Annotated in this window: 25 protein-coding genes; 12 read left to right on the plus strand and 13 right to left on the minus strand. The window is 67.6% G+C overall.

Annotation, left to right across the window (positions count from 1 at the left end; genetic code table 11):
- The first annotated feature begins 23 nt into the window (after positions 1-23).
- Positions 24-878 carry an alpha/beta fold hydrolase gene (locus HQ312_RS10300; RefSeq protein ID WP_222638518.1) on the plus strand — a complete coding sequence of 285 codons (855 nt, stop codon included), beginning with the start codon at positions 24-26 and terminating at the stop codon, positions 876-878.
- Here HQ312_RS10300 and HQ312_RS10305 read toward each other — a convergent pair.
- Positions 859-1,740, minus strand: coding sequence for a bifunctional 2-polyprenyl-6-hydroxyphenol methylase/3-demethylubiquinol 3-O-methyltransferase UbiG (locus HQ312_RS10305; RefSeq protein WP_222638519.1), 882 nt, complete (start codon positions 1,738-1,740; stop codon positions 859-861). The genes HQ312_RS10300 and HQ312_RS10305 overlap by 20 nt on opposite strands.
- Before the next feature lie 48 nt (positions 1,741-1,788).
- On the opposite strand from HQ312_RS10305, the gene HQ312_RS10310 reads away from it, so the two are divergent.
- Entirely contained in the window at positions 1,789-2,601 is an 813-nt protein-coding gene (locus tag HQ312_RS10310; RefSeq protein WP_222638520.1) for a class I SAM-dependent methyltransferase, read from the plus strand.
- Positions 2,592-3,578: a phytanoyl-CoA dioxygenase family protein gene (locus HQ312_RS10315; protein ID WP_222638521.1), complete on the plus strand. Its 987-nt coding sequence runs from the start codon at positions 2,592-2,594 to the stop codon at positions 3,576-3,578. The genes HQ312_RS10310 and HQ312_RS10315 overlap by 10 nt, the downstream gene beginning before the upstream one ends.
- 24 nt (positions 3,579-3,602) lie before the next feature.
- Here HQ312_RS10315 and HQ312_RS10320 read toward each other — a convergent pair whose 3' ends face one another.
- On the minus strand, positions 3,603-3,770 hold the full coding sequence (locus HQ312_RS10320) for a hypothetical protein (protein ID WP_222638522.1): 168 nt from the start codon (positions 3,768-3,770) through the stop codon (positions 3,603-3,605).
- A gap of 37 nt (positions 3,771-3,807) precedes the next feature.
- Here HQ312_RS10320 and HQ312_RS10325 point away from each other — a divergent pair, with 37 nt between their 5' ends.
- Positions 3,808-5,067, plus strand: coding sequence for a hypothetical protein (locus HQ312_RS10325; RefSeq protein ID WP_222638523.1), 1,260 nt, complete (start codon positions 3,808-3,810; stop codon positions 5,065-5,067).
- A 103-nt stretch (positions 5,068-5,170) separates the two neighbouring features.
- On the opposite strand, the gene aztA is transcribed toward HQ312_RS10325, so the two are convergent.
- The gene (gene aztA / locus HQ312_RS10330) at positions 5,171-5,815 is read right to left on the minus strand and encodes a zinc ABC transporter ATP-binding protein AztA (protein WP_222638524.1); all 645 of its coding nucleotides are present in this window, start codon (positions 5,813-5,815) and stop codon (positions 5,171-5,173) included.
- 54 nt (positions 5,816-5,869) lie between these two features.
- On the opposite strand from aztA, the gene aztB reads away from it, so the two are divergent.
- The 4 genes from aztB to aztD are packed head-to-tail and all read left to right on the plus strand — an operon-like array spanning position 5,870 to position 10,142.
- A complete protein-coding gene (gene aztB, locus HQ312_RS10335) occupies positions 5,870-6,727 on the plus strand; it encodes a zinc ABC transporter permease AztB (RefSeq protein ID WP_308115412.1) in 858 nt (285 codons plus the stop codon).
- A 33-nt stretch (positions 6,728-6,760) separates the two neighbouring features.
- Positions 6,761-7,978: an ABC transporter gene (locus HQ312_RS10340; RefSeq protein ID WP_222638525.1), complete on the plus strand. Its 1,218-nt coding sequence runs from the start codon at positions 6,761-6,763 to the stop codon at positions 7,976-7,978.
- Positions 7,978-8,901, plus strand: coding sequence for a zinc ABC transporter substrate-binding protein AztC (aztC, locus tag HQ312_RS10345; RefSeq protein WP_308123863.1), 924 nt, complete (start codon positions 7,978-7,980; stop codon positions 8,899-8,901). Before HQ312_RS10340 ends, aztC begins: the two co-directional genes overlap by 1 nt.
- Before the next feature lie 32 nt (positions 8,902-8,933).
- Entirely contained in the window at positions 8,934-10,142 is a 1,209-nt protein-coding gene (gene aztD / locus HQ312_RS10350) for a zinc metallochaperone AztD (RefSeq protein WP_222638526.1), read from the plus strand.
- A 54-nt stretch (positions 10,143-10,196) separates the two neighbouring features.
- Here aztD and HQ312_RS10355 read toward each other — a convergent pair whose 3' ends face one another.
- Together HQ312_RS10355 and HQ312_RS10360 are read right to left on the minus strand one after the other, a co-directional pair.
- Positions 10,197-10,649, minus strand: coding sequence for a hypothetical protein (locus HQ312_RS10355; RefSeq protein WP_222629816.1), 453 nt, complete (start codon positions 10,647-10,649; stop codon positions 10,197-10,199).
- A gap of 29 nt (positions 10,650-10,678) precedes the next feature.
- Positions 10,679-11,350, minus strand: a complete 672-nt coding sequence (locus HQ312_RS10360; RefSeq protein ID WP_308123864.1) for a DUF6745 domain-containing protein — start codon at positions 11,348-11,350, stop codon at positions 10,679-10,681.
- A 768-nt stretch (positions 11,351-12,118) separates the two neighbouring features.
- Between HQ312_RS10360 and HQ312_RS10365 the strand changes: the two genes are divergently transcribed.
- From HQ312_RS10365 to HQ312_RS10375, 3 genes are all read left to right on the plus strand, one after another.
- Entirely contained in the window at positions 12,119-12,295 is a 177-nt protein-coding gene (locus HQ312_RS10365; protein ID WP_156380573.1) for a hypothetical protein, read from the plus strand.
- Between the two features lie 61 nt (positions 12,296-12,356).
- Positions 12,357-12,788 (plus strand): hypothetical protein, encoded by a 432-nt coding sequence (locus HQ312_RS10370; RefSeq protein WP_222638527.1) that lies wholly within the window; start codon positions 12,357-12,359, stop codon positions 12,786-12,788.
- A 255-nt stretch (positions 12,789-13,043) separates the two neighbouring features.
- Positions 13,044-13,556, plus strand: a complete 513-nt coding sequence (locus HQ312_RS10375; RefSeq protein ID WP_222638528.1) for a hypothetical protein — start codon at positions 13,044-13,046, stop codon at positions 13,554-13,556.
- 54 nt (positions 13,557-13,610) lie between these two features.
- Here the strand turns inward: HQ312_RS10375 and HQ312_RS10380 are convergent, their stop codons facing one another.
- The 5 genes from HQ312_RS10380 to HQ312_RS10400 form a co-directional block, all read right to left on the minus strand.
- A complete protein-coding gene (locus HQ312_RS10380; RefSeq protein WP_222638529.1) occupies positions 13,611-15,038 on the minus strand; it encodes a serine hydrolase in 1,428 nt (475 codons plus the stop codon).
- Positions 15,035-15,523, minus strand: coding sequence for a DUF3995 domain-containing protein (locus HQ312_RS10385; protein WP_027505536.1), 489 nt, complete (start codon positions 15,521-15,523; stop codon positions 15,035-15,037). Before HQ312_RS10385 ends, HQ312_RS10380 begins: the two co-directional genes overlap by 4 nt.
- A 162-nt stretch (positions 15,524-15,685) precedes the next feature.
- A complete protein-coding gene (gene helR / locus HQ312_RS10390) occupies positions 15,686-17,797 on the minus strand; it encodes an RNA polymerase recycling motor ATPase HelR (protein WP_222638530.1) in 2,112 nt (703 codons plus the stop codon).
- A gap of 125 nt (positions 17,798-17,922) precedes the next feature.
- Complete coding sequence (locus HQ312_RS10395) at positions 17,923-18,123, minus strand: helix-hairpin-helix domain-containing protein (RefSeq protein ID WP_222638531.1); 201 nt, start codon at positions 18,121-18,123, stop codon at positions 17,923-17,925.
- A gap of 5 nt (positions 18,124-18,128) precedes the next feature.
- Complete coding sequence (locus tag HQ312_RS10400) at positions 18,129-18,692, minus strand: GNAT family N-acetyltransferase (protein ID WP_222638532.1); 564 nt, start codon at positions 18,690-18,692, stop codon at positions 18,129-18,131.
- A gap of 189 nt (positions 18,693-18,881) precedes the next feature.
- Between HQ312_RS10400 and poxB the strand changes: the two genes are divergently transcribed.
- On the plus strand, positions 18,882-20,615 hold the full coding sequence (poxB, locus tag HQ312_RS10405) for a ubiquinone-dependent pyruvate dehydrogenase (protein WP_222638533.1): 1,734 nt from the start codon (positions 18,882-18,884) through the stop codon (positions 20,613-20,615).
- Positions 20,616-20,787: 172 nt separating this feature from the next.
- On the opposite strand, the gene HQ312_RS10410 is transcribed toward poxB, so the two are convergent.
- The 3 genes from HQ312_RS10410 to HQ312_RS10420 all read right to left on the minus strand — a co-directional run bounded on the left by HQ312_RS10410 (position 20,788) and on the right by HQ312_RS10420 (position 22,880).
- On the minus strand, positions 20,788-21,744 hold the full coding sequence (locus HQ312_RS10410; protein WP_222638534.1) for a hypothetical protein: 957 nt from the start codon (positions 21,742-21,744) through the stop codon (positions 20,788-20,790).
- 90 nt (positions 21,745-21,834) lie between these two features.
- Positions 21,835-22,095: a hypothetical protein gene (locus tag HQ312_RS10415; RefSeq protein ID WP_222638535.1), complete on the minus strand. Its 261-nt coding sequence runs from the start codon at positions 22,093-22,095 to the stop codon at positions 21,835-21,837.
- A gap of 581 nt (positions 22,096-22,676) precedes the next feature.
- Complete coding sequence (locus tag HQ312_RS10420) at positions 22,677-22,880, minus strand: three-helix bundle dimerization domain-containing protein (protein ID WP_027505531.1); 204 nt, start codon at positions 22,878-22,880, stop codon at positions 22,677-22,679.
- Between the last annotated feature and the right edge of the window lie 182 nt (positions 22,881-23,062).

Here is a 23,062-nt window from a genome sequence, read left to right on the forward strand (position 1 = left end):
TCCGACCTCCTAGTGTCTGCACCATGACCGTCGAACGAGTACCGGTGTCGGGCGGACACATCACCGTCGAGACACTCACGGGCAGCTCCGATCCGATCCTCGTGATCCACGGGGTGTCCAGCCAGCGCATGCTGTGGAACTGGCTGCACGCGGAGGCGCCACACCTGACGCTCGTCGCGCCGGACCTCCGCGGCCGCGGTGACAGCGTCGACGTCACGGGCGCGTCGTCGCTCGCCCGTCACGCGGACGATCTGGACGCCGTTCTCGAGGCCCTGGGACTCGACTCCGTGCACGTGTGCGGCATGTCGATGGGTGCATTCGCGGCTGTCGAATTCGCAGCGCGGTTCTCGTCCAGAGCGAAGAGTCTCGTTCTCGTCGACGGAGGCGTGCCGGTGGAACCGCCGGCCGGTCTCACCCGAGACACCGTCGCAGCCGTGTTCGAGGACAGGATCGCGCGAACGCGGCAGCGATGGGACGACCTCGACGACTACCTCGACTTCCTGGTGTCGACGTCGTTACCGCTGCTGGACCGTGACGATCCGCTCCTCCGGGAGTACGCCGCTCATGATCTGGCCGACGGTGCGATCCGGCTGTCGACCGATGCGGTCGTCGCGGACGCCACGGACGTCTTCTTCGGCGACTCGCGGTTCCGCGACCTGACGGTGCCGATCCGATTCCTGCACGCGCAGTGGAGCGTCGGGGCAGGGTCTCCGCCGATGTACTCGCCGCAGGACATCGACGCTCTCGAGCTGACGTCCGTCAGAGCACTGGACGGCCTCGATCATGCCGGCACGATCATGACCGCCGTGGGCGCGGCTGCCGTGGGCGAGACGATCGACGACGCACTGCGGGACGGGGTCAGTGACGGGACGCGGTGAACACGTCCACTGGATGCGGCACTCGAAGGCCTCCGTCCGCGCCGGGGACCGACACCGCGTCGAGGTAGGCCCGCACCGGGCCCTGTAGATCGGGGGTCAGCCTGGCCTGCACCGCGAAGTCGAGCACCTCGTCGCTCGCGGACGCCAGATCGACCAGCGCGTGCAGAGTGGCCACGTCGTCGACGACGATCCCGGCGTCGACGAAGGCGTCTCCGACGTCACCGCTGAACCACTGTCGATGACCCTTGAGCGGCGGTGCGAGAACTCCCACCAGCGCGTTCAGCTCGGCCGACGGTGCGACGGCCACCCACAGTTCGCCGCCGGGACGTAGCAGCGCGAGAGCAGCGCGCAGGGTCGCCCCGACGTCGGCGACGTAGTACATCGAGTGCACGAACATCACGACGTCGAAGGTCTCGTCGTCCACCGGGGAGTCACCGAACGACGCCACGTGGCCGTCGGCACTCAGCTCGTCGGCACCCAGCGCGGCCATCGTGGCGGTGAAGCGCTCGACACTGCCGATCCACGGATCGATTCCGACGTACCGCACGGGGCGCCCTGGCACCGCCAACACCAGACCGGCGGCGAGACGGACGTCCAGCACGCCGTCACCGCATCCCACGGACAGCACCGAGATCGGTCCGTCCCCCCTGGTACCCAGCCTGCCGGCAAGGTGCTCGGCGATCAGATCGCGCTGATCGGAGAGCAGTTCGAAAGCGGAATGCAGGCGGGCGTAGGAGTCGGGTTCGAGGCCGGCCAGGGCCGGAGCTCCCCGCCGCACGGCGCGCACACCGTCGAGAAGCACTGCGGCGAGCTCGGTGGGCGGTGGCGCAGCTATGTTGGACATCAGATACGAGTCAATCACGACGCCTCATCCGGTGTGTTGCGGTCGGCTCCTTTCAGGAGGAGTGACATGAGCAGCGGAGACACAGCAGAGCGCAGCCTCGAGCACTGGAGCGAAGCCGGTCGCACGGGCATGGAGGCGTTCTACGCTCTCGCGACCGAGGACTACCGGCAGCTGGCGTTGGCCGCCGACTGGCCGACGCTCCTCGGCGACCGCGCGCACGAGGGCTGGTCGCTGCTCGACGTGGCGTGCGGCAGCGGAAAGTTCCCCACCGCGCTGCGCCGCTACACAGACCTGTCGGCGGTTCCCGAGCTGGCCTACGACCTTCTCGACCCGTCCGCGTTCTCCGTCGCCGAGGCACGCGGCGCGCTCGGCGCGCCGTTCGCGGCCCGGCACGACCTGGTGATGACCCTGCAGGACCTCCCCGCGGATCACGCCGGCTACGACGTCGTCTGGGCCACCCACGCTCTCTACGCACTGCCGCCGGACGAATTGAACGCTGCGGCAGAACGATTCGTGGCCGCACTGGCTCCCGGAGGCCTGGGCCTGATCGCACAGGCCACGGCGGCCTCGCACTACCTCGCGTTCTACGACGCCTTCCGCGCCGGGGTGCGCGAGGCGACGCCGTACACGACCGCCGAGCAGGTGCGCGACGCACTGACACGAGCCGGCGCGGACGTACGCGATCAGCGCGTCACCTACACGACCGGTACCTCCGACCGTGGCATCGCCGAAGGGTTTCTCCAGCGCTGCGCGTTCGACGACTCGGTGTCGCTGGAGGAGATGGAAGCCGCTCCGGTGCTGGGCGAGTACCTGGCCTCCTGCCGCGACGCGTCCGGTTCCTACACCTTCTCGCACGAGGCGGCGCTGCTGTGGCTCTGAACGACTCGACCACCAATGATCGCCTGCCCGAACAGAACCGGGACGGCGGTATCGATCAGGACTGGGCAGGCGACGATCAGGACTGGTGGGACTGGTACGTCACCCTGGCCGCGAACGATGCGGCGCCCGCCGAACTGGTCGAGGGTCCCGGCCTGCCCGATGTCGAGGCCGCCACGGACGAGCAGATCGAGCGCGAGCTGGCCGAGCCCTACGCCCTCGATCCCGCTTCCGTCGAGGCCTTCGCACGGCAGGCTTTCGTGCGACTGCCCGCAGTGCTGTCGCCGGCGGTGGTGCGCCGCCTCGCCGAGCGACTCGAGGAGTTGCTGCGCGCGGAGCACGGTGACGACGTCGCCGGGCGATTCACCGCGCTCGAGCAGATGTGGCTCCACGACGATCTGATGCGCACCGTGGCGCTCTCGCCCCGCATCGGCGGTCTGGCTGCGGCACTGCTCGACGTGCCCGGAGTTCGCCTGTACCACGACAATGCGCTGTCCAAGGAGCCCGGCTGCGGGCGCACGCCGTGGCATCACGACGCCGAACACTTCCCCCTGCAGACCACCGACGCCGTCACCGCGTGGATGCCGATGTCGGCCATCCCGGGCCGGATGGGTCCGCTGTCCTTCGCCCGCGGCCGGGACGTGTTGGACGAGGTCGCCGATCTGGAGTTCGACAAGGTCGGCACGTCGTACGACGAGGCCGTCACCCAACGCTTCCTCCAGCGCGACGTCGCGGTGGAAGCGGAGCCGTTCGCGGTGGGAGACGTGTCGTTCCATTCCGCGCTGTGCTTCCACACCGCAGGCCCGAACCGGACGACGCAGCCGCGTCGAGCACTCGCCACCACGTACTTCGCCGACGGCACCCGTGTCGTGGAATCGCCGACCCTGATCAGCGGCACGTGGCGCGAGTTCCTCCCCGGCATCGAGCCCGGCGGACTCGCGGAGTCCGAGCTCAACCCGGTGGTGGGTCGCCGGGACTGAGTCGGCCGGCGGCAGCGGCCGTCGTCAGCGGTACGTGCGCACCATTCCCTGAATCGGATCGAACGACGGCGGCACATCGAGATCGACCTGCGTCGTCTGCGTCTGCACTCCGTCGTCTGTCGGTGACACCGTCTGCGGCAGAACGCGCCAGTGGGCGCGTGGGTCGTCCGGCTGCTCGTGGTCGGTACTCATCGCTGCCTCCGTGTGTCACCGCGGTAGTTTGGTCGCCGTGCAGTGGCGACAGTACGACCCTCGGGCGAGCGCCGCCGCCGGAACGGGCGCCTTCACAGCGTGTCTCGCGGTGATGTCCACCCCGCCCACCGATCTGATGGTGGCAGAGCGCGACTCTCCTGTCAGCTCTGTGTTCCTCAGTCCCGCGTGGGCCGGCGTCGTCGCAGTCGTGGTGGTATTGACGGCTGTCCGTGTGGCGTTCACTCACTCGCGGCGGGGCTTGATCACCGGTGTCGGCGCGGCGGGCACCGCCGTCCTGGCAACGCCGGCGGCGGTCGACATCTCCACGGCGTGGTCCGTGACTGTGGCCGGTGTCGGATCCGGACTGATCCTCGTCACGGCGGTGACACTGGCCCACACCAGTCGCACCGCATTCGTCGCTCTGGCTCTCGGAGCCGCATCGGCCTACCGCTTCTCCCCACTCGTTGCGCAGCAGTATCCGGACCACTTCCGATGGTCGGTGAGTCTGCCGGGCGACGCATTCTTCCCCGAGCCGGTCGTGCCGATCCCGGTGCTCGTGGTGACCGCAGTGCTACTCGCGAGCACGATCTCGATGCCGCACGTCGTGACCCGTGGTCCCCGAACTGTGCACTGGCGCATGGCCGCTGCGGTCGGTCTGCTGTGGGTCGTGTACGCGCTCCTCGGTGACTACAGTGCGTCCGTCGGTCAGTGGACAGTGGCCGCGGCAGCGACGGTCGTCGTGATCGTCGGGGCAGCCATCGGTTCCGCGGACAGCGGTGCATTCTTGTGCGCAGGGCTTGCCGTGGCCTGCACCTTCGTCGGAGGAATGGTGTGGAACGCGTGGTGGCTCGTTCTCCTCGCGATCGCCGGCTTCACCGTCGGCGCCCTCGCAGCGCGGTGGGCACCCTCCACTCCGGTGGGCTGCTGCATCCTCGCGCTCGTCTGCGCGTCGGCTCTGTTCCCGTACGGCCTCGTGTCCACCGTCGGGTATGCCGTGGTCCTGCCTGCTGCCATCGTCTATTCGCTACTGTCGTCCCGACCGTCCGATCCGACGATCACTTCCGTGGGCCTGCTGATCCCGACCACGCTCGCCGTCGTCACACTGTCCGCTCCTCCGGACCGTCCGTACGAGTTCGGATGGACGGGTAGTGCCGACCGGATTCTCGTTCTCGACCCCGGGACCGTGGGTTCCCGCTCGGTACTCGCGGTCGTGGTGGCGATGTGCGCGGCCGTCGTCGCAGCGGGGGTTGCAGCACGTGTCGACCGTCGGAACCACAAGCAGCAGAGCCCCTCCTGAGTCGTAGCGGTCGTGGACTTCCGACCCCGGTGGACGGGGGCGACAGTCCACAATCGATGACCCGTTCGGCATCCACGGTCGATCGGTGACACTCGAACGCCCATCAGCGGACCACCCGCCCCGCCTCGAGCTTCACGACCCGATCGGCCATGTCGATCACGAGCGGATCGTGAGACACGCAGGCGACTGCCACGCCGCGCCGGGCTTCAGCCCTCATGACGTCCCGAATGCGATCCCCGCTCGTCGCGTCCAGACCCGTCGTGGGTTCGTCGAGAAGCAGAAGATCAGCGCGACGCGCAAGGCCCTGCGCGAGCAACGCCCGCTGTCTCTGACCGCCTGACAACGCGGAGAAGGGCCTGTCTGCGAGCTCGCTGATACCGAGGCGATCGAGCGCGTCGTCGACGACACGGCGAGACTCGGCACCGAGACGGCGCCACGCCCGCCTCCCGCCCCAGACGCCGACTGTCGCGACGTCCCGCACCGTCACCGGCAGTCGGTCCGGGACCGCCGCGCGCTGTGGAACGAATCCTAGTGCCCGCGTCGCGACTCGGGTGCCGGACGTCAGCGCACGCGTTCCCGCGATCATCTCCAGCAGTGTGGATTTGCCGGCACCGTTCGGACCTGCGATCGCCGTCACCTCTCCCGCGACGACATCGAGGTCGACTCCGTCGATGGCCACGTGTCCGTCGAACTCCACGCGGGCACTGCGCAGCCGAGCAGCGAGTCGGGTCGTGTCGATCTGGCTCATGGACCCACCTTAACGATTTTGGAAACCATTATCACTATCGTTACGATCCCAAGCGTGACATTTCAGGCGCTCATCGAGCCCTTCTCGCTCGCCTTCGTGCAACGTGCCCTCGTCGGGGGCGCACTCGTGGCGGTGCTGTGCGGGGTCGTCGGTACGTGGGTCGTCATCCGCGGCATGGCTTTTCTGGGAGAAGCCCTCGCGCACGGGATGTTGCCCGGGGTCGCCCTGGCGACGGTCCTGGGGGCGCCCGCGCTGGTGGGCGGCGCGCTCAGCGCGGTCGTGATGAGCCTCGGCATCGCTGCGCTCCAGCGTCGCGGATCCCTCTCCTACGACACGAGCATCGGCATGCTGTTCGTCTCGATGCTGGCACTGGGAGTCATCATCATCTCCCATTCGGGAAGCTTCGCCACCGATGCCACGTCCATCCTGTTCGGAGACATACTGGCCATCACGTCCGTGGACATCGCACTCCTGGCCGTCGCTGTGGTGGTCGGCATGACGGTGGCCGCGGGCTTCCACCGCTCGTTGGTGGCGCTCGCACTCGATCCCCGCATCGCGTCGGTACTGGGCCTTGCTCCCCGCGCGGCGCAGGCTGCTCTGGTCGCCCTGGTGACGCTTGCTGTCGTGGCCTCCTACCAGGCTGTCGGCTCGCTTCTGGTCGTCGGACTCCTGCTCGCACCTGCCGTCGCCGCCGGGCAGTGGACCACTCGGATACCGACTCGAATGGTGGCGGCCGCCTCGATCGGTGTGCTGTCGGTGTTCGTCGGTCTGCTCATCTCGTGGCACGCGGCCACGGCGGCCGGCGCCACGGTCGCCGCGACGGCGATCGCGCTGTCGGGCCTGTCGGTGGCGGCAAGGGCGGCGACCGCGTCGATCGGACGCACGACATCAGCGCCGGCGCTCTCCGTCTGACACCGGCTGACCCGATCCACCCGAAAGGACACTGTGCGACACCACATCACGACCATCGCTCTCGCCCTCGTCGTCGGCCTGACCGCGTGCTCCACCGAGCAGGCTCCGACGATCCCCGCCGACGAGGTACCCGCCGAAGGCCACGGAGCGATCGCCGACGCCGCGGAACTCGCCGAGCCACGACTCGGCCTCACGACCATCGACCCCACCGGCTCGATCTCGCACCTGGACCTACTGGACGAATCGGTGTCCGACCTCGGCACCATCGGTGCACCCGAGGCGATGAGCACCGACGGACGCTACCTGTTCGCCGGGACGGACGCGGGAATCGAGATCGTGGACAGTGGCGTCTGGACCTGGGACCACGTCGACCACTTCCACTACTACCGCGCCGAACCCCGGCTCCTCGGCACCGTCGAGGGCGCCGGCGACGCGACCGTGGCCACGTCGAATCAATCCACCTCGGGCGGAACCGGGCTCTACTTCCCCGACTCCGGCGACGCCGTCCTGCTCGACACCGCGGCGTTGTCGAAGGGCGAGATCTCCGAGTCGTTCCGTCTGCAGAACCCGCCGGGAGACGGCATGGTCGTGCCCGTCGGATCGTTCGCCCTCGTCACCGACGGGGTCGGCCCCTCACGGACAGTCGTCGGACACACCTCGGACGGAAAGCGCACCGGTCTCGTCGAGTCGTGCCCCGACGCCGCCGGCACCATCACCACGCGTGTCGGCACCGTGATCGGCTGCTCCGACGGCGCGCTGCTCGCGTCCGCCACCGGAGACGAACTCGCAGTGGAAAAGATCCCGTACCCGACTGACGTGTCCGCCCCTCCCGCAACGTCGTTCGACAATCGCGAGGGCCGCCCCACCGTCGCCGGCCTCGCCGGCGATCAGGGCATCTGGTTACTCGACACCCGCCAGAGGTCGTGGACGCTCCTTCCCGCTCCCACTCGCTTGACGCATGTGTCGGCGGTCGACGACAGCGACGACCATCTTCTCAGCCTCTCGGCCGACGGCCGCGTGTTCGTGCTGGACGGAGCCGACGGTTCGGTCGTTGCCGAGACGGGCGCGCTCGTCGCCGCATCACAGGCCGCCGGTGAGACACCCACTCTGATCGCCGACCAGCAGCGCGCCTACCTCAGCGCGCCCACCGAACGGAAGCTGTACGAGATCGACTACGCCGACGACGCCCGCGTCTCCCGCACGTTCGAGACCGCGTCCGAACCGGCCTTCACGGCCGAGACGGGACGCTGATGATGCGAGGACACCGGACGGGCAGTCTCCTGGCCGCGGCGGCAGTGGCTGTGGTGGCCCTTCTCGCTGGATGTTCGGCGACAGCCGACGACCGTCCGGTGGTCATGGTCTCCACGAACATCCTCGGCGACGTCGTCGAGGAACTCGTCGGCGACGAGGCAGAGGTCGTGACGCTGATGAAGCCGAACGCCGACCCACACTCGTTCGAGATCTCCGCGCAGGAGGGCGCGCGTCTGCGCTCGGCGGACCTCGTCGTCTCGAACGGGCTGGGATTGGAGGAGGGACTACAGCAGCATCTCGACGCCGCAGCCGCAGAGAAGGTTCCGACGTTCGTCGCCGGGGACGTCATCGACGTGCTCGACTACCGGGAGGGCGACGCGGCGGGCAGCCCGGACTCCCACTTCTGGACCGATCCTGCCCGCATGATCGCCGTCGTCGATGCCTTGGAACCGGTGCTCGGCGATCTCGACGGAGTGGATCCGGCCACCATGTCGACACGAGCGGCCGAGTACCGCGGACAGCTGCAGAGTCTCGACGAGGAGATGTCCGCCTTGTTCGCCGCGATCCCCGACGAACGGCGTGCGCTCGTCACCAACCACCATGTCTTCGGTTACCTCGCTGACCGTTTCGATTTCGAGGTCGTCGGGGCGGTCATTCCCGGCGGCACCACCCTCGCCGCACCGTCGGCGTCCGACCTGTCCGATCTCGTCGATGCCGTCGACTCCACCGGTGTCCGCACCGTCTTCGCAGAATCGTCCTCGCCCGACCGACTCGTTCAGGCACTCGCCAGTGAAGCCGACATCAGCGTGGACGTCGTGCAGTTGTTCACCGAGTCGCTCACCGGTCCCGACGGCGGCGCCCCCGACTATCTGACGATGATGCGCGTCAACACCGAACGCATCGCCGCCGGCCTCTCCCCCTGATCGGTATCGTTCCCACACAGAAAAGGATTCACATGCGTCTCAATCACTTCCGGCGGGCAGGCTCCACTGTGCTCGCGCTCGGCGCGGTCGTCACTCTCGCGGCGTGCTCCTCCGGAACCACGACCGCCGCCGACTCCACCACGAGCACCACCGCAGCGATGCAGGCCGGCCCTCGTGTCGCGGTCTCCTACGACGGCGGCGTACAGGTGCTGGACGCCGCCACCCTCGAGACCGTCGCGGACTTCGACTCCGAGGACTACACACGCCTCAACCTCGCCGGCGACGGGCGCAACGTCATGGTGACCACGAGCAAGGGCTTCCAAGTACTCGACACCGCCGCGGGCACCACGGACGCACCACAGCTCACGGACACGGTCTTCGAGGCGGAGAAGGCGGGCCATGTCGTCCGGCACGGCGGCAAGACAATCTTGTACGCCGACGGTACCAGCGACACCACGATCTTCGACACGGCAGCACTGGAGTCGAGCGACGGTCTCCCCGAGGTGGAGAGCATTCCCGGTGTGGAGGCGCATCACGGAGTCTCGGTCGTTCTCGAGGACGGCACGTTCCTCACCACCGTTGGTAATGCCAACGGACGCACCGGTATCGAGGTGCGCGATGCCGCCGGTGCGGTCATCGCGCGCAACGATCAGTGCCCCGGCGTCCACGGCGAGGGAACGGCACAGAACGAGATCGTCGTATTCGGCTGCGAGAACGGTGTCCTGGTCTACGACAAGGGCGAGATCACCAAGCTCGACGCTCCGGACCAGCCCTACGGGCGTACGGGCAACGCGTACGTCAGCGAGACCAGCCCCTTGGTCGTCGGCGACTACAAGAACGACGCAGACGCGGAAGGCTCACTGCTGCAGGCGGTCACCGTCATCGACACCGTGGCGAAGACGCTGGACGTCGTCCAGATGCCCGACGGTGCCGGGTACACCTGGCGCGGGGTCTCCCGTGGACCCGACGACAAGGCCTACATCATCGGAACCGACGGCGCCCTGCACGTCTTCGATCCCGAGACGCGCGAGTTCACCGCTTCCTACCCTGTCATCGGTGAGTGGGAAGGCCCCAGCGAGTACCAGGACGCACACCCCGGCATCTCCATCACCGGCGACACCGCCTACGTCACCGAACCGGACACCGACAGCATCCACGCCGTGGATCTGACCACCGGTGACGTCACCGTCAGCAGCGAACTCGACGTCACTCCGAACGAGTTCGTGGCCGTCACCGACTGATCCTGTCGTCACCAGGGGCGCGGTGTCAGCCGCGCCCCTGGCTGGTCGCGTGCGTCAATCCGCGACTAACCGCGCTGATCGGAAGTGTCGACCCACTCCACGCTCGCGTTGCCTGCTGATGACGTAGGAGCCCGGCGCGATTCCTGTCGCACCGTGTTCGGGATGAATCAAGTACGCCGTGACCTCGGTGTCGAGGATGCCCAACGCAAGGCCGTTCGGATCGAACACCGGAGTGGACCACATGCAGTGGCCTTTCTCGCAGACGAGACTGTGAGGGTTGCCGCCGGCAGCGCTGCGAAGCAGTTCGACGCCGGTGAGGGGCACGTCGTCGGACCGCGTGCCCCGAAATGCCTGTACGTGGAGGATCATCGGACGCGGCACGACGATCAGGTCGCCCTGAGCTTGAAGCCCGTCGACGACGGGTATCGACACGTCTCGATCGAGATAGTCGAAGACGTCGAGGCCGGTCAGGGCCGTGAGTGTGGACAGAGTCATGGTCGTGGTCATCGAAGTCACCTCGGGTCGTCGGAATGTGGTCACGTGCGGCGCACGAGACAGGAGTAGTCGTCGCCGGTGATGCCGTAGGTCCATCCGGCGGCGTCGAGCGCGGACGTCATGCCGTTCGGAACCGGCAACCCGTAGCGTCGCCGCCGACCGTCCCGCTCGACAGAACCGTTGACCACGAGCAGGATTCGGCCGTCGTCCACCCAGCTGGTCGGCGTGGCGTAGAGCGACAGCGGGGCGCCGGCATTCCCCGGATCGTCCGTCCGGTCGACGAGCTCGAGTCCGGCCTCGTCGATGTAGACGTCCCACCCGATGCGCTCGATGGCGCACCGTCGTACCTCGATGTTCCGTTCGCGTGCGATGCGCTCGACGGTGGGTTCGGTGATCACCCACTCGGGAACGATGGTTCCGTGATCGACATGAACGGATCGTCCGTCGGCGAACTGGACTGCGGGCTCGTTCTGTCCGTGCAGTCGCCGTTCGTTGTGCACCGCTCCCGGAAGAGGTTCGGTCTGAAGAATTCCAGGTCGCTCGGACATGACGCAGACACTGTCGAATGCCCACCACCAGCCGGTCGCCCCCGCGAGGGCTGTCTGAGTATCGAGGATGGCGTGATCCGTACCGCGGAAGGCAGAGATGCCCAGTGTGCGATGGATGTCGTAGTACGCGAGCCGGTGCGCTTCCTGCTGCCCGTACCACGCCACGCTTCCCGTCGGTCGCTGAACGAGTGACCGCACAGCGGCCGCCACTCCATCGAACAGACTGGTGCGCAATGAATCCCACACCGCAATTCGCAGCAACTCGTCGGGCGCGATCCCCTGCCGCGCGGACTCCGCCAGTGGCTGCGTGCGTGCAGCCCAGAGTGAGCGACTGTCGGAAGGCCATCGTCGCGACACCCCGCCCGTGCGGTTGTCCATGCGTTCGCGTGACCCTGAGACGGTCGACGCGATTCGAGCGGCAGCACCGGACGTCAGGGAGTTCGTACTCGACAACTGTTCGGAGACAATCAGTTCGGCGCCGGCCGGTGGGGACGGTACCCACACGAACTCGGGACAACGGAACCCTGCATGCCTGTACAGATCCGCTACGGCGGCCTCGGCGGTCGGCCTGTCGGACGGCAGAGTGGACACACCCAGCGCGAGCCACGTGTCCCGCAACGTGGGTACGGATGCCATCTGATGAATCGATGACGATGCGGTTCTTGCCCTGACCGCGAAGGGTGTTGCTGCGGCGCTCACGCGAGGGTGGCGGTGTCCGCCTTTCCGGTTGTCATGCGTCCGAGAATGACACGTCCCGCGACGCAGCGCAAGAGTCGGTGCCGATACCCGCAGCAGGATCGGCACATTCGGCCGAAAGTTCTCCAGAGGGGCAGCGCACCGGACCTGACACCGTCGAGCGATAGACCATTCGTGCGCTGCCACTCATTCGCCTTCGGCGTTGATGCGGCGTCGATACAGGCATACGGTGCCGTCATGGGAAATCCACGCACCGCCGCGATCGGCCTCTACCTACTTGCGGTGATCGTGCGCGTGGCGACCTGGGGAGGCACGTCGGCGGCCGATCGCAGCGACGACGTGGTCCTCCTCCTGCTGGTCGGAGCAGTGGTCGCGGCGATTCTCTCGGTCAGGTCTCGCACGGACACGCCGTGACCCGCCCATGCGCGGCAGCGGCGAGCACGATCTAGACCGATCAGTTGGTTACAGTGGTGCGATGTCGTGGACGTCGTCGCCCAAGGATTCGGTGCTGGGCCTCGCCGTCCTCCTGTACATCGGAACGGCGTTGGTGGTGCCCATCTCGGTCGTCGCAGTGTCCGCCCTCGGCGACGCTCCCTACGACGTCGTCCCCGGGTGGTTCGCGGTGGGTGTGTTCGCGTTCTGCATCGGTGCGTACACCACGGTCTATGCCGCCTACGGGTTGCACCTGAAGGCGGTGTCGGCGCACAGACGGAGAACAGGGCCAGTCCTGGCGGCGCGCCTGGAGACCGGCGCAGTGGTCCTCGCATGGGTGTCACTCGTTGCGGGATTGACCTCCCTCGCACCGGGCGTCGCCGTCGCGAGCGGCCTTGTCTGCGCTGTGGTGTGTAGTGTCGCCGGCGCCGTAGTTCGTCGACGTGTGTTCGGACAGAGCGAACGCCGTACGTGACGCATCGGTGCGCCCGGGCACTCCGGCTCTACTGTCCTTCCGACACGGTGGCATTGTCCATGGCCGCGGCGAAAGCGTTGATCGTTTTCGTGTAGCGCTGAAAGCTCCTGTTGGTGCCGTAGTCAGTAAGAAAACGATCCAGCGAGCATTCGCCGCCGATACGGGACTGACCTACGGATGCTGGCGGACACGCGCTCGAATGATCGTTGCGGCCGACCTTCTCGAGCGGGGACACACCTCGCCGACACGGCAGCAGTGGGTTACAGCACCAGCAGCGGGTTCATCGCTGCCTTCGCCCACGAGTTCGGCGTGACACCGTGGTCGGGCACCTGCGCGTCTCGTCTGCTCGCCGCTGCCGCCACGGCGACAGTCACGGCAACCCTCGTGTTGCTTCTGGCAGGTGTCGGGCTCGTCACCGGGGCTGCTGCCGTCGGCGGAGACGGCCCCGGTGTCGTCGACGTGCTCGTCGGAGCGGTGTCGCAGCTGCCGGCAACCCTTGCCGTCGCCGCGATCGCCTACGCCGCATACGGATTCGGAAGCCGGTGGATCGCAGTCGGATGGGCCGCAGTCGTCCTCGACCTGCTGCTGGGGCCGCTCGGTACCCTCATCGGCGCTCCCCAGTGGTTGCGCGACACAGCACCGCACACGCATCTTCCCGCCGACGTCGGCGCGCCGGTTCCACTCACCGCCGCGTTCATCCTCGTCATCGTGGCCACAGCACTTCTGGCTACCGCATCGTGGGCTCTGCGCCGCCGCGACCTCGTGTGAACGCCGGACAGGGCGTCGGCGAGTGCACACCAGCGACACTCCCGATGCCTGACCTCACTGCGCCCCACGGACACGTCGGCACCCCACGACCTGCCCGAGCACGTCGACCACGGCGGCCGCAGCGATCGCCCCGAGCAACATCCACACCAGCAGAGCCACGTCCGGGGCCCACCTGCCTGCCACCGACAACCCCACGCCGGTCGTCGCAGACAGTCCGAACAGGACAGCGACAGCGGCCGCTGTCCCTACCCCGACCGCCACGACCCCACGCACGACGGCGACTGCTCTGGTCCGCTGGGGCGTCCTGCCCGAGACGATGCGGACCGCGTGAACGCCGATGCCGACCACCAGCGTCGCGATGATCGCAGCGAGCGCTCCGAGCATGGTGGACGCCGAGGACTCGGGAAGCTCGCTCGTCCGTCCACCCGTCACCGACGTCGTCAGGTTCCGGCCGACGGCCGCGAGTCGATCGGCCTCGATCTCACCGTATCGGTTCGTCGCCACCACAACTGCTGTGTCCAGGGACGGAATCAGAGAGACGTAGGTGTAGTAGCCGGGCACCGCACCCGCATGCCACCAGACATCGTGGCCATCGATTCTCTCGTGGAACAGGCCGTCACCGTAGGTCGAACCCTGAGCCGTCGGCACCTCGCGATACCGGGCTTCGCCGTCGTGACCTTCCCGCAGTCGCCACGACGCATAGCGTCCCAGGTCATCGATGGAACCGGCGAGGTAGCCGTATCCCAACCCCGCCGAATCGACACCGACGTCGACCGGGCGGGTGGAACCGAAGAACGGAACGTGTCCCCGCGGAACACTGTCGACGAACAGCTGCGGGTCGGTGATGGCGTCACTACCGGCGGGATCGAGTACGACGCGGCGCACGGCGTCCGCGTAGGAGGACCCTGCCGCCTGCTCGATCACAGCCTGCAGGAGCAGGTAGTTCAGACTCGAGTACCGGAACTCACCACGAGGACCAGCCCCCTTCGGCGCGTCGAGGGCGGTGACGGCGTCTGTCGCGGAACCCCTTCGGGTCCACTCGTCCGTGACGGTGATGTCGTGCGGCAGCCCGCTGGTGTGATGAACGAGGTCGTCGACGGTCACTGCGGGGTCGGAGAGCACTCGGCGAGCCTGCGGGACCACCTCGACGACAGGGCTTGTGGCGTCGAGAACACCCTCGCGCTCGAGGCCCCTCGCTGTCGCTGCCGCGAACTGCTTCGACACCGACCCCCAGACGAAAGGGGTCGACCCGTCGATGTCGTGACCGTCCCCGTCGACTCCCACGAATGCCGCAGACCGTGCACCGTCGCTGTCGACGATCCGTGCGGCCATGCCCGGTGCACCGATCTCCGAGGCCCACCGAGTGACGAGGCCCTGCAAAGACTCCTCGTCGTGCCCTCGACCGGCCGCTGGGCAGATCGACAGTGCGAGCAGTGTCAGGGCGCCCAGAAACACGGCGACGACTCGTCGTGCCGCGGTCATCGTCGTACTCCCGTCAGCGCTGTGGCCCGGTGCGTGGTGGACCACAACCCGGTCAGCAGCGCTGCTCCCCAGACCGTGAACAGCGGATCCCAGACCACGGCATGCCCGATCATCGCGGTCCGGTCGTACCCGCCGTCGGGCACGATGACGCCGACGAGCACCGCTACCGCGGACACCGTCGACACTGCGCCCCACACGAACAGCGCACCGCCCGCGCACCACCCGCACACGCGGACCTGCCGATAACGGTGGCCTCGGACCCGCTCGGTCACCCACGGGAGGACAGCAGCGCCGGCCTTCACGACAGCGACGACACCGAGCGCGAGACCGCTCGCCACCGGTCGGTCGTCGGCCAGGGTCACCGCCCAGTCCCCCACCGAGGCGAGCTGCCATCGACCTCCCACCGCCCAGTACGCGCTCGCGGCCGCATGCAGCAGCCCGGCTGCCGCAGCGAGGAGAAAGGCCACCGCCGCAGGCATACTCATGCGCGTCGTCTCCAAGGGTGTCTGCACACGATCGACACTAGGAACGTTCCGCTCGCCCGAACATCCGGGAACACCCCGACCCAACTCTGAGACAGACGAGGTCTCGACCGACGAGGGACACCAGGAATGCCGTCTCGGAACCATCCCACCCGCACCAGTCGATCAGCTCAGCACCACGAGTTGCCGCGTCGCCCGCGTCATCGCCACGTATCGGTCGACGGCGCTGTCCACACCCGGCCCCTCGACGAGGACGACAAGATCGAACTCGAGCCCCTTGACCGACCGTGCGCTCAGAGAACGGATCCGCTCGGTGTCCGGCCGAGCCGGCATACCGATGACGCATGCCACGCCCTCGCCGGCCGCGGCCCACTCGTCGAGAATCGCGTCCAGGTCGTCCACTCCGGCGTGGCGAACGACCACCCCGGTGCTGCGGACCGAACGAGGCACGTTCGCGTCGGGGAGGACCGCTTTGATGACCGGTTCGGCCGCGGCCATGATCTCGGCCGGTGTGCGGTAGTTGACGTCGAGCGTGGACACCGCCACGTCGGTGAATCCGACACGCGCCAGCCGCGCCTCCCAGGATTCCGGAAAACCGCTGTGGGCCTGCGCGCGGTCACCCACCACCGTGAGACTGCCCGACGGGCAGCGGGCACGGATCATCTGCCACTGCGCATCCGTCAGTTCCTGGGCCTCGTCGACGACGACGTGGGAGAACGGACCAGCAAGCCGATCCGGTTCGCCCGTCGGAAACTCGTTGTAGTCCAGCATATTCTGCAAGTCGTCGCCGCGGAGCATCGACATGACACGAAGCTCCGAATCGTCGGACTCGACGAGATCGTCGACCACCGCGCGTCGGCGCGCACGCTCGGAGGCGATCGTCCGGGCACGGCGCACGCGCATTGTCGTCGCCCGTGGGTCTCCGAGGCGGCGACGAGCGACGTCGAGAAGAGGGAGATCCGCAGTCGTCCAGGGCGCACCGAGGTCTCTGCGGACCGCGGCCCTGTCGTCCTCGTCCAACCAGGGCGCGCAATGGCGTAGGTATGCCGGCACGGCCCAGAGGTCGGCGACGACATCGGGAGCTTCGATCACCGTCCACGACGACTCGACGCTGTCGCGAAGCTCGTCGATCGCCCGCAGCGACGACGTCAGCTCGGCGGCCGACACGTCGCCGGCGAGGCGGTCGACGACGATGTCGCTCAGCGCCGCCCAGATCTCCTCTCTCGCATCGTTGTGCGGAGTCTCCGCGTCGGGTGCCGTGAAGGCTTCCGCCCAGTCGGCTGCCCGGAGCAGCACTGCACCCCACTCGGTCTCGACGACCATGTCGTTCGCGGGCGGAGTCTCGTAGAAGCGGATCGCGCGATCGATCATCTCCGTCATCGACGCGGAGCCTTTCACCGCGGCGGCGCGTGGTGAGGCCTCCGCTACTGCATTCCGGCCCTCGGGAACCATCTCGTCGAGCAGGCACACCCGGACGCCGTCCTCTCCGAGATCAGGAAGCACGTCGGCGACGTACGACAGGTAGGGCCCGTGCGGTCCGATCACCAAGACCCCGCCGCGGTGGTGCCCGACCTGCGGATCCGCATACAGAAGGTAGGCCGCACGGTGCAGCGCGACCACGCTCTTTCCCGTTCCGGGGCCGCCGTCCACCACACGCACTCCTCTGGACGGGGCGCGGACGATCGCATCCTGGTCCGCTGCGATGGTGCCCAGCACGTCGCGCATGCGGGACGACCGCGCCGCCCCGAGATCGGCGACGAAGGCCGACCGATCGTCCAATGCCACGGCGCCGTCGGGGATCTCAGCGGTGAACACCTCGTCCCAGTAATCGCTCACTCGTCCTCCGGTCCACCGGTAACGACGCCGCCAGGCAGCACCCATCGGACGTGCCGGGGTCGCGGCGAAGAACGGTGCTGCTGCTGGTGAGCGCCAGTCGACGAGCAGAGGATGACCGGCCTCGTCGAGGAGTCCGCGCCGCCCGACGTACACCGGCTCCGTTCCGTCCGCCGGCACGAGTCGCCCGAGACACATGTCCCGCCCGACACGACGCACTGCGCGGATCTCAGCGGTGAGTCGATGTGTCTCCAGGTCGCGTTCCATCGCGTCCTGGCCGGATCGGCCAGGGGCGGCGCGAGTCCGGGCGAGGCGTCGTTCGAGATCCGCGAGGGACCGACGCAGGGCCGCGTCGATTCTGGCGAGATGTCGATCATCCGCCGCGATCGAGGCGGGGTCGGCCTTGGCTCGGCGGTGCGGGGGCAGGGCGAACACGGTGTCCACAGGTCGGCTCCGATCGGGGAAACGTGCAGGTCATGGCATCGAGCGAGCCATTCTGCGCCGACCGCGGGGGCTTGCCGCAAGCCCCACCGTGCGCTATACCTTGGAGGTGGAAGGGATCGTTCCCGTCAACGCCGATCGCCGCGCGCCTCGGCCAACCGCCTGATCGCCGACGGCCCCACTCCGTGCAGCGCGGACAACACCGCGAGGTCCGCCGGAAGGTCGAGCACCGTGCGATACCCGGCGTCGATCAACGCGCCCGTCGCAGGCCTACCGATGCGGACACCGTCGAACACGGGCCCACGATCGGTCGGCGCGTCGTTCGTCATCGAGCTCACCGCCTTCCGCTCGTCGTCTTTCTCTGCAGCCAGATGGTGCACATTCCCGTCTCCGATGCGGCCGTCGCGACACGCGACTCTGATCTGTCGAGTTCGAAACCGAGTCGGCGTGGGATGGCTCGGCTCCTGACGTTGGCCGCGTCGCAGTGGATTTCGACCCGGTCCACCCAGTCGAGACCGAGTGCTTCGTCCCGGATGATGGCGACTGCTTCGGTCATCACGCCTCGCCCTTCGGCCGCGCCATCGAGCCAGTACCCCAGCTCGACACCGCGAGGTCCGATTCGGCGGTGCATCGAGATCTTGCCCCAGAATGTCCCCGTCGCTCGATCGAAGATCGCATAGTCGAACATCAACCCGGCGTCCCACTGCTCACCGCTCCGGGTGATCCGAACAGTCTGCGCCTCGACGGAGGCAGCCTCCTCGGTCGCCCATCCGAGCCACGGCAGCAGTCGGTCGCGATTGCGGCCGATGGACGCGGCCACAGCGGCAGCGTCATCGGCCGTCTCCCGACGAATTGTCAGACGTCTCGTCACGATGTGGTCCGACGGCACGGTCAGCATGGACCCATTCTGACGCTCCCCGGGACGACATAGGCCCGGCTGTCCCCAGAACTCGCCCGGGCACCTGCTGCAGTATTCGCCCAGAGCGCTTTCGCCGGTCCTCACCGATCTCCACGAGCGTCCGAGCCAGGACGATCGGTTACCCGTTCCACAACGCTTCCGGTGCGGATCCGGCGCATACTGTTCGCCATGGCGACCGTGGCAGACCATTTCGTGCAGACCCTGACCGAGAGCGGCGTGACCCACGTCTACGGTCTCCCGGGCGATTCGCTGAACGGCTTCACCGACGCGATCCGCCGGAACGACGGCATGACGTGGCAGCACGTCCGCAACGAGGAGACTGCCGCCTTCGCCGCAGCCGGTGACGCGGCGATCACCGGCGAACTCGCGGTGTGCGCCGGCAGTTGTGGTCCCGGCAATCTCCACCTGATCAACGGGCTGTTCGACGCGCACCGCAGCCGTGTCCCCGTGCTCGCGATCGCGGCGCACATCCCGCGCAGCGAGATCGGATCGCAGTACTTCCAGGAAACTCACCCACAGAACCTCTTTCAGGAGTGCAGTGTCTTCTGCGAACTGGTCAGTGACCCGGAGATGGCGGAACACGTGTTCGCGATGGCGATGCGGGCGGCGATCGAGGAACGCGGTGTCGCAGTGGTCGTCGTCCCTGGCGAAGTGCTGCTGGCGCATGCCGAACAGAGAAAGGCCACCCCGGCCATCCGCGCGACCACGTCCCACGTGCGTCCCGACGATGCCTCGCTCGACGAGGCCGCGTCGATCCTGAACTCGTCCGACAACATCACCATTCTGGCCGGCGCCGGTGTGGCGGGTGCGCATCGACAACTGCTCGAGATCGCCGGCGCGCTGCAGGCTCCTGTCGTGCACGCACTGCGCGGCAAGGAGCACGTCGAATACGACAATCCCTACGACGTGGGGATGACGGGCCTGCTCGGCTTCGCCTCGGGGTACCGCGCGATCTCGCATGCCGACGTTCTTCTCATGCTGGGCACCGATTTTCCGTACCGCAACTTCTATCCCGACGACGCGAAGATCATCCAGGTGGACATCCGCGGCCAGAACCTGGGCCGCAGAGCGACCCTGGACGTCGGCTTGGTGGGCACCGTCGCCGACACCGTGGACGCTCTGCTCCCCCGTGTCCACGCCAAGACGGACAGCAAGCATCTGGACACATCGGTCAAGCACTATCGCAAGACACGCAAGAATCTCGATTCGTTCGCTGTGGACGACCGGCACCGCACACCCATCCGGCCGGAGTATCTGGCGCGCATGGCGAACGAGCTGGCAGACGACGACGCCGTCTTCACCGTCGACGTGGGGTCGCCTGTCGTGTGGGCTGCCCGGTACCTGACGATGAACGGCAAGCGCCGATTGCTCGGGTCGTTCAATCACGGATCGATGGCCTGCGCTCTCCCGTTGGCGATCGGTGCGCAGACCGCTCAGCCCGGAAGGCAGGTGGTGGCCTTCGCCGGCGACGGCGGGTTGACGATGGGCTTCGGTGAGCTGATCACGTTGATGCAGAGCGGTCTGCCGGTCAAGGTCATCATCTTCGACAATTCGTCGTTGAACTTCGTCGAACTCGAGATGAAGGCTGCCGGCATCGTCAACTACGGCACCGATTTGAAGAACCCCGACTTCGCTGCTGTGGCACAGGCTCTGGGGATGTTCGGCCGACGAGTGGAGAAGCCGCAGGATCTGGAGGCGGCTCTGACCGACGCGTTCGCGTACGACGGCCCCGCCGTCATCGACGTCGTCACCGCGGCACAGGAGCTCTCCATTCCCCCCAAGATCACCCTCGAGCAGGCAAAGGGGTTCACGCTGTACGGCATTCGGACGATCCTGTCCGGCCGAGCCGACGAACTCGTGGACCTCGCGGACACCAATGTCCGTCGGCGGATCTTCGACTGAGAGCTTTGCTGGCCGGACTGGCGTGATCCGGTGCCACGGTCGTGGTCGACGCGCAACCATGCAGGCGTCGAGTGGTGAAACGTGCGCCCCAACCACGTTCTGCTCTGTGAACGGCGATCAACGGAAACCACGGCCGTCACGGCTCGACCCGACGTGGCCGACAGACGTCAAGTCACGACGCTGCGCTGACGATCGAGTCGACGACAGAAGCGGGCGCCGACAACGGAGTGAAGCCGTCGGCCAGGATGCGCCGGCAGCCGTCGAGTTCGATGTGGACGTCGATCATGACCAACTCGTCCCCGATCGTGGACTGCGCCGAGGTGGTCGCCAGCGACGTCGCGCGTTCATCGCAGGGACCGGCGGGCTCGACGTCGATGAGGGCGGCGTTCCAGTCGAGGTACGGCTCGGATTCGTACCGATCCGCCCCGGTGAGCATCAGATCGGGCCCGGCGGTGTCGAAACGGCAGAACCCGGACGGTGTCAACGTCAGGTCGAGTAGCGACCGAGACCCCGGCACCGGCGTCGAGACGATCGGCGAGCACGAGTAGAAGTAGGCGATCCCGGCAGCATCGAGGCGGACGCGGTGTTCGGTGGCCTCTACCTCCGGGAGCTCGAGAATCTCGGCGAGTCCCAGCGTGTTGTCCAGGCCGCAGTCACCACGCGGGTACGACGGTTGTACGGCGCGTCCGTCCACGTCGACGAGCCACATGTCGACCGGCGCCGCAGCGAGCACGGACGCAAGACATTCGGCGTCGAAGATCAAGCGACGGGTGGGCGGCCCGTTCAGCTCCCGCACAGCGCTGCCGAAGTCCCCGGCGTAGCGGCGTTCGACGTAGGTCACGGTCCCGTCGGCCTCGACGTGGTCTCCGATACCGATGTCGCACACCACGGCTGCCACCGGCTCGAACCCCTCGGGCACCGTGCCCCGCGCCGGACGGGGAGCGACGCTCTGCTGCAGCGGCGGGGCCGCGAGATAGCCGCCGACGTCCTGTGGCAACGCGCAGACGAAGCGATCGGCCGAACCGATCTCGGCGACCGACCTCGGCTCAGGAGTGGTCAGCACGCCGTAGGACGCGAGAGCAACCGTCACCACCAGAAACAACGCGAGTCCCACGTGTCGACCAGTCATGGCCGGAAGCATCCCACCTCGCGCAGTCGCGGTGAGTGTCGTCGAAGACCAATCAGCGGCAGCTGACGAGGCGTCTCGAGGACCAGAGGATCACTGCCAGGCGGGGACGTTGTGGCGATGCAGCGAGCGGGTACGGCACTGCAGACGTAGCGCCGCGATCTCGGGCGCCGACAACGCCTGCGTCACCGTCGGGTCTCCGCTGTCGAGGACGCGAGCGAGCCGCTCGTGAAACCGATACCCGGGGACACCGAACGTCACGAGGATCTCCTCGTCAGGACCGCCGCCGTAGGGCAACCACCGACGCGCGAACTCGATCATCCCGCGAAGGCCCTCGGCCTGACTCGTGCTCATCGCACCATCATCGCGGCCGACGAGCCGTCCCACCCGGCGGTGAGCCGAGTCGACACCCGCTGTTCACCGCACCGCCACTCCGGCTACCCGCGGAGCGGGCACCCCTCACTCGGCGCAGCCCCACCACGACCCGACCCGAGGAGCCCCCCGATGTCCTACATCCTCTTCGACACCCTGCTCCCCTACCTCGGTGAGCACACCGCCGCGTACTGGGCTCAGCTGCTCGTGATCACCCCGGTCTGATCGGAACCGTTCACGGCGGCAACCCCATTGGGACAACCGATGATCCACCGTTAGTTCACCAATGCTCGGTACCAATGAACAGGCATTCCTGCCACCACCACTCGACCACGGGAGCTCCCATGATCACCGACCTCGCAAGCTTCGTCGACTTCCTCGGCGCCCTGTCCGACATCTTCGGCGGCAGCGGCGACTTCCTCGACGGACTCAGCTTCTTCAGCTGACACACCCCGGGCCGATCTGATCCGCGCTGCAGCAAGCGCACGCGATCGGTGAATGTCCGCACCGTGCACGGTCGCCCACGTTCTGGGCGGCCGTGTACTGCTGTGCGACAGGTGGTGTCAGTGCGGTGCGACGGAGCGCAGTGCCTCTCGTGCGTTGCGCTCGACGAACAGCGGCACGAAGTCGCGCACCGAGCGTCCCTCGAAGCGGGCATACTCGGCCGCCACGGTCTGTTCGATGTCGTGTCGGCTCACCCCGGGCAGGGCGGCGGTGAGCCGGTCCTGCACCGCCGCGAGATGCTCCGATTCGTTGGTGGTTGTCATCTACTCAGAATCGACCTCGTATCGGGACCGAGTCAACGTTTCGACGATATTGTTCGCAGCAGTAACGATCACTCGGCAATGAGCGCGAACCTCGTGCGCAGGTTCTCCGACTGCCGGGTCACTTCGCGTGCTTTTCGCTCCGAGAATCCGACTGTGCTGCAGTTGCCGTTGCTGCCGCACCC

This window comes from Rhodococcus sp. BP-316 (genome assembly GCF_019836105.1).
In the GTDB taxonomy this organism is placed as follows: domain Bacteria; phylum Actinomycetota; class Actinomycetes; order Mycobacteriales; family Mycobacteriaceae; genus Rhodococcoides.

Bases quoted from the DNA above. Each gene is read 5' to 3' on its own strand.
- HQ312_RS10310 (WP_222638520.1), top strand. From the start codon at position 1,789: ATGAGCAGCGGAGACACAGCAGAGCGCAGCCTCGAGCACTGGAGCGAA.
- HQ312_RS10400 (WP_222638532.1), bottom strand. From the start codon at position 18,692: ATGCTGACCGTGCCGTCGGACCACATCGTGACGAGACGTCTGACAATT.
- aztA (WP_222638524.1), bottom strand. From the start codon at position 5,815: ATGAGCCAGATCGACACGACCCGACTCGCTGCTCGGCTGCGCAGTGCC.
- HQ312_RS10365 (WP_156380573.1), top strand. From the start codon at position 12,119: ATGGGAAATCCACGCACCGCCGCGATCGGCCTCTACCTACTTGCGGTG.
- HQ312_RS10355 (WP_222629816.1), bottom strand. From the start codon at position 10,649: ATGACCACGACCATGACTCTGTCCACACTCACGGCCCTGACCGGCCTC.
- HQ312_RS10395 (WP_222638531.1), bottom strand. From the start codon at position 18,123: ATGACGAACGACGCGCCGACCGATCGTGGGCCCGTGTTCGACGGTGTC.
- aztC (WP_308123863.1), top strand. From the start codon at position 7,978: ATGATGCGAGGACACCGGACGGGCAGTCTCCTGGCCGCGGCGGCAGTG.
- aztD (WP_222638526.1), top strand. From the start codon at position 8,934: ATGCGTCTCAATCACTTCCGGCGGGCAGGCTCCACTGTGCTCGCGCTC.
- HQ312_RS10370 (WP_222638527.1), top strand. From the start codon at position 12,357: ATGTCGTGGACGTCGTCGCCCAAGGATTCGGTGCTGGGCCTCGCCGTC.
- poxB (WP_222638533.1), top strand. From the start codon at position 18,882: ATGGCGACCGTGGCAGACCATTTCGTGCAGACCCTGACCGAGAGCGGC.
- HQ312_RS10415 (WP_222638535.1), bottom strand. From the start codon at position 22,095: ATGAGCACGAGTCAGGCCGAGGGCCTTCGCGGGATGATCGAGTTCGCG.
- HQ312_RS10410 (WP_222638534.1), bottom strand. From the start codon at position 21,744: ATGACTGGTCGACACGTGGGACTCGCGTTGTTTCTGGTGGTGACGGTT.
- HQ312_RS10420 (WP_027505531.1), bottom strand. From the start codon at position 22,880: ATGACAACCACCAACGAATCGGAGCATCTCGCGGCGGTGCAGGACCGG.
- HQ312_RS10300 (WP_222638518.1), top strand. From the start codon at position 24: ATGACCGTCGAACGAGTACCGGTGTCGGGCGGACACATCACCGTCGAG.
- HQ312_RS10385 (WP_027505536.1), bottom strand. From the start codon at position 15,523: ATGAGTATGCCTGCGGCGGTGGCCTTTCTCCTCGCTGCGGCAGCCGGG.
- HQ312_RS10380 (WP_222638529.1), bottom strand. From the start codon at position 15,038: ATGACCGCGGCACGACGAGTCGTCGCCGTGTTTCTGGGCGCCCTGACA.
- HQ312_RS10320 (WP_222638522.1), bottom strand. From the start codon at position 3,770: ATGAGTACCGACCACGAGCAGCCGGACGACCCACGCGCCCACTGGCGC.